Annotated in this window: 4 protein-coding genes and 1 pseudogene; 2 read left to right on the top strand and 3 right to left on the bottom strand. The window is 60.5% G+C overall.

Annotation, left to right across the window (positions count from 1 at the left end; all coding sequences use genetic code 11):
• Nucleotides 1-238: 238 nt before the first annotated feature.
• Both DBR18_RS25585 and DBR18_RS25580 read left to right on the top strand, forming a co-directional pair.
• Nucleotides 239-838: a flavin reductase family protein gene (locus DBR18_RS25585; RefSeq protein ID WP_108592402.1), complete on the top strand. Its 600-nt coding sequence runs from the start codon at nt 239-241 to the stop codon at nt 836-838.
• A 75-nt stretch (nt 839-913) separates the two neighbouring features.
• On the top strand, nt 914-1546 hold the full coding sequence (locus DBR18_RS25580) for a LysE family translocator (RefSeq protein ID WP_108592401.1): 633 nt from the start codon (nt 914-916) through the stop codon (nt 1544-1546).
• Nucleotides 1547-1566: 20 nt separating this feature from the next.
• Here the strand turns inward: DBR18_RS25580 and DBR18_RS29990 are convergent.
• From DBR18_RS29990 to DBR18_RS29985, 3 genes and pseudogenes are all read right to left on the bottom strand, one after another.
• Nucleotides 1567-1722: pseudogene (locus DBR18_RS29990) on the bottom strand (transcriptional regulator); the annotation flags it as partial.
• Between the two features lie 127 nt (nt 1723-1849).
• Nucleotides 1850-2218, bottom strand: a complete 369-nt coding sequence (locus DBR18_RS25570) for a DUF6124 family protein (RefSeq protein WP_108592400.1) — start codon at nt 2216-2218, stop codon at nt 1850-1852.
• A gap of 401 nt (nt 2219-2619) precedes the next feature.
• Nucleotides 2620-3340: gamma-glutamyltransferase (locus DBR18_RS29985; protein WP_256588971.1), on the bottom strand; the 721-nt coding region annotated here is incomplete at its 5' end.

Here is a 3340-nt window from a genome sequence, read left to right as displayed (position 1 = left end):
ATCCAGGACGGCGCGCAGAAAGTGGTGGATGCGGTCGGCCAGTTCGCCAATCAGCTCTCCAACTGATTCCCCCGCCAATCCCTGTAGGAGTTGCCGAGTGCAACGAGGCTGCGATCTTTTGATGTTGATTTCAAGGATCAACGTCAAGATCAAAAGATCGCAGCGTGCCGCAGCTCCTACAGGTTTTCACCCGCCGCTGGCGCTACAATCGGCTCCTTTTCCCCCGGAGCAGATCCCCATGAGCGCCTCCCACCGCCGCCCGGTTCCCCTGAACAAAGCCTACCGTCTGCTCAATCACGGGCCGACCGTGCTGGTCAGCGCCGCCCATGACGGTCAGCGCAACATCATGGCCGCCGCCTGGGCGATGCCGCTGGATTTCGAACCGCCCAAAGTTGCGGTCGTCCTCGACAAGTCCACCTGGACCCGCCAGTTGCTCGAAGCGTCCGGCACTTTTGTGCTCAACGTGCCGTGTGTCAATCAGGCTGACATCGTGCAAACCGTCGGCAATACCTCGGGGCTGGAGATCCGGCAGAATCAGGGGCAGGACAAGTTTCAGGCTTACGGCCTGCAGACCTTCGCCGGTGAAACCGTTGAGGCGCCGTTGCTCGAAGGCTGCGTGGCCTGGCTCGAATGCCGCTTGCTGCCCGAACCGCGTAACCACGAGCAATACGACCTGTTCCTCGCCGAAGTCATCGCCGCGCAGGCCGATGAGCGTGTGTTCAGCGATGGCCGCTGGCATTTCGACGGGCACGACGGCTTGCGCACGCTGCACCACGTGGCCGGCGGGCATTTCCTGACGATTGGCGATGCGGTGGACGGTAAAACCCTGCCGTTGTGATATTTGTCTGATGGAAAACCTGCGTCGGATGTAGCAAGGTGTGGGGCATTGTCGAACCAATCAGGCGCTCGCCCCATGGACCTTTCGCTTTCTGGCTACCTCGCCCCGTTGTTGTCGCTGGCGCTGTTGTGGACGGTCGCGGTGGTCACCCCCGGCCCGAACTTCTTCAACATCGCCCAACTGGCGGTCAGCCGCTCGCGTCGTCACGGGGTGGTTGCGGCGCTCGGCGTCGCCAGCGGAACCGTGTTGTGGGGCCTGGCCGGCGGTTTGGGGATTCAGACTCTGTTCAGCGCGGCACCGACGCTGTACCTGAGCTTCAAGATCGCCGGTGGCTGCTACCTGATCTGGCTCGGACTCAAGCAGTTCAAACGCAAGGCGCCGATTGCCCCCGGCACGCTGGATGAGTCGCAGCAAACCTTGCTCGGCGCTTACGGGCGAGGCTTGCTGGGCAACATGACCAACCCCAAATCGGCACTGTTCGTCGCCACCATCTTCGCCACCGCGATGCCGGCCCATGTACCGCCACTGTTGTTGGCGCTGGCGGTGCTGACCATGGCGACGCTGTCGTTCAGCTGGTATTGCAGCGTCGCACTGTTCTTCGCCAGCCGCCGGATCGCCAGTGTTTACGAGCGTTCACGGCAATGGCTGGATCGTTTGGCCGGTGGTTGTTATCTGCTGTTTGGAGCGCATCTGGTGGCTAATCGCTGAGCCGTAGTTCCTGGATGGGAAAACTGTCTGGCCTCGTAAGCTTCGATAAGGCTGATCATGACGTCGAAGTGATCACCTTCAGGGGTATTCGGTACTGGCTCGTTGTCGAAAAGTGCAGACAAGTTTTTGAGCGCCGCACGATAGTCTTCTTCGTTATGAATTGGGCGTGCGTTCATGGATTACTTCACTTCAAAGGGGGGGCGGCCTCTAGGTCAACAGGACCCGCCAGGTCTATTCTGGACAACGCCAGGAATTAAGAATCCGATGCCTGCCCGGCATCGGATTTTTTATGCATTGCGATAACTACGCGACCGGCTGAACGTTATCCAGCGCCTGATTCACCGCCAGTTCAGTCAGCATGACGATTTGCGCGATGCCCAGCGCGGTCTTGCGGTGCGAGGTATCAAGCATGGCGGCGAAGTTGTTGAGCATCTCGGTGACCGAACCCAACGTTTCGCTGGCATTGGCCAGCAGGGACTCGGTGTCGTACGCCGGGTTGGCGAGGTACATCGGTTCGTAGGGGCGATCGGACGGCATGAGGTTAGCGGTCGGTTTCAGGTAGTGGTCGAGGGCGCGGTCGGCCGCTTCGTGGAGCTTTTTACTGTCGATGGAGGCGTAGGGGGAGGTTGGATCGGTGTTTGTTTCGGGGGGATTGGGTGTTGGCTTTTTCATGGCATATCTCTCTCTAGGAAGGTTGCTGCTGGCCCATTCGGTTTCCAAGCGAATGGGTGGCAGCTGTACGCAGGCTGGAAACCCGGGTAGAGAGCGACCCCGGCAGACCCAAAGGTCTCCCGCGCACAGCCGCCATAACGGAGTGCACACCATGAAGGTGCGCAAGGATACGTTATGAATGGCGCTTGTGCGCTCTCAAACCTCACGGGTTTCCAGGCCCGGTCACTGAATTGGCAGCGACGAGCACAGCCTAGAGAGCGGACGTCCGACGGACAACCTGAAAACCTTGTGGGACGGTTCTGCGTTTGCCTGGCCGTTATTAAACATCCTGATTTGAAATACGCAGTGTGTTGAAACAAAAGGCCTGCCTTGCGGCAGGCCTTTATTCAACCCTTGTCGCCTCAATCCCCCAGCGCTTCGCCTTCACGCCGTGGATCCGCGCCACCTTCCAGCGAGGCTTTCCCCTGCGCATCCTTGACCCGCACGATCGCCTGCGTGCCGCTGGTCATGTCGATTTCATTCACAACATGTCCCTTGTCCTTCAACGCCTGAATCAGCGCCGGGCTGAACTGGCCTTGTTCCAGTTCGGTCGGGCCGTTGCGGCTGCCGAAGTTGGGCAGGCTGATGGCGCGTTGCGGGTCGAGGTTCCAGTCGAGCAGGCCGACGGTGGTTTTCGCCACGTATTCGATGATCTGCGAGCCGCCCGGCGAGCCGACGCTGGCGAGGAATTCGCCGCTTTTTCTATCAAAGATCAGGGTTGGCGCCATCGACGAGCGAGGTCGTTTGCCGGGTTCGACGCGGTTGGCGACTTTCTGCCCGTTCTCTTCGGGGATGAACGAGAAGTCGGTCATCTGGTTATTCAGCAAAAAGCCCTGAACCATCAGGTGCGAACCGAACGCCGCTTCGATGGTGGTGGTCATCGACACCGCGCCACCGAGGTCATCCACCGCCACCACTTGCGAGGTGGAGATGCGCAACGGCGAGCGATCCGGCGCGTAGGCCACCTGCACGCCCGGCGGTGTGCCCGGTTGGGCGCTGCCCATGCTGCGTTCGCCGATCAGGCTGGCGCGGCTGGCGAGGTAACCCGGGTCGACCAGGCCTTTGACCGGCACCGGCACGAAG

The organism is Pseudomonas sp. HMWF021 (genome assembly GCF_003061005.1).
Lineage (GTDB): Bacteria > Pseudomonadota > Gammaproteobacteria > Pseudomonadales > Pseudomonadaceae > Aquipseudomonas.
Note: the sequence above shows the minus strand (reverse complement) of the source record. Positions and strands in the feature narration are given on the sequence as shown.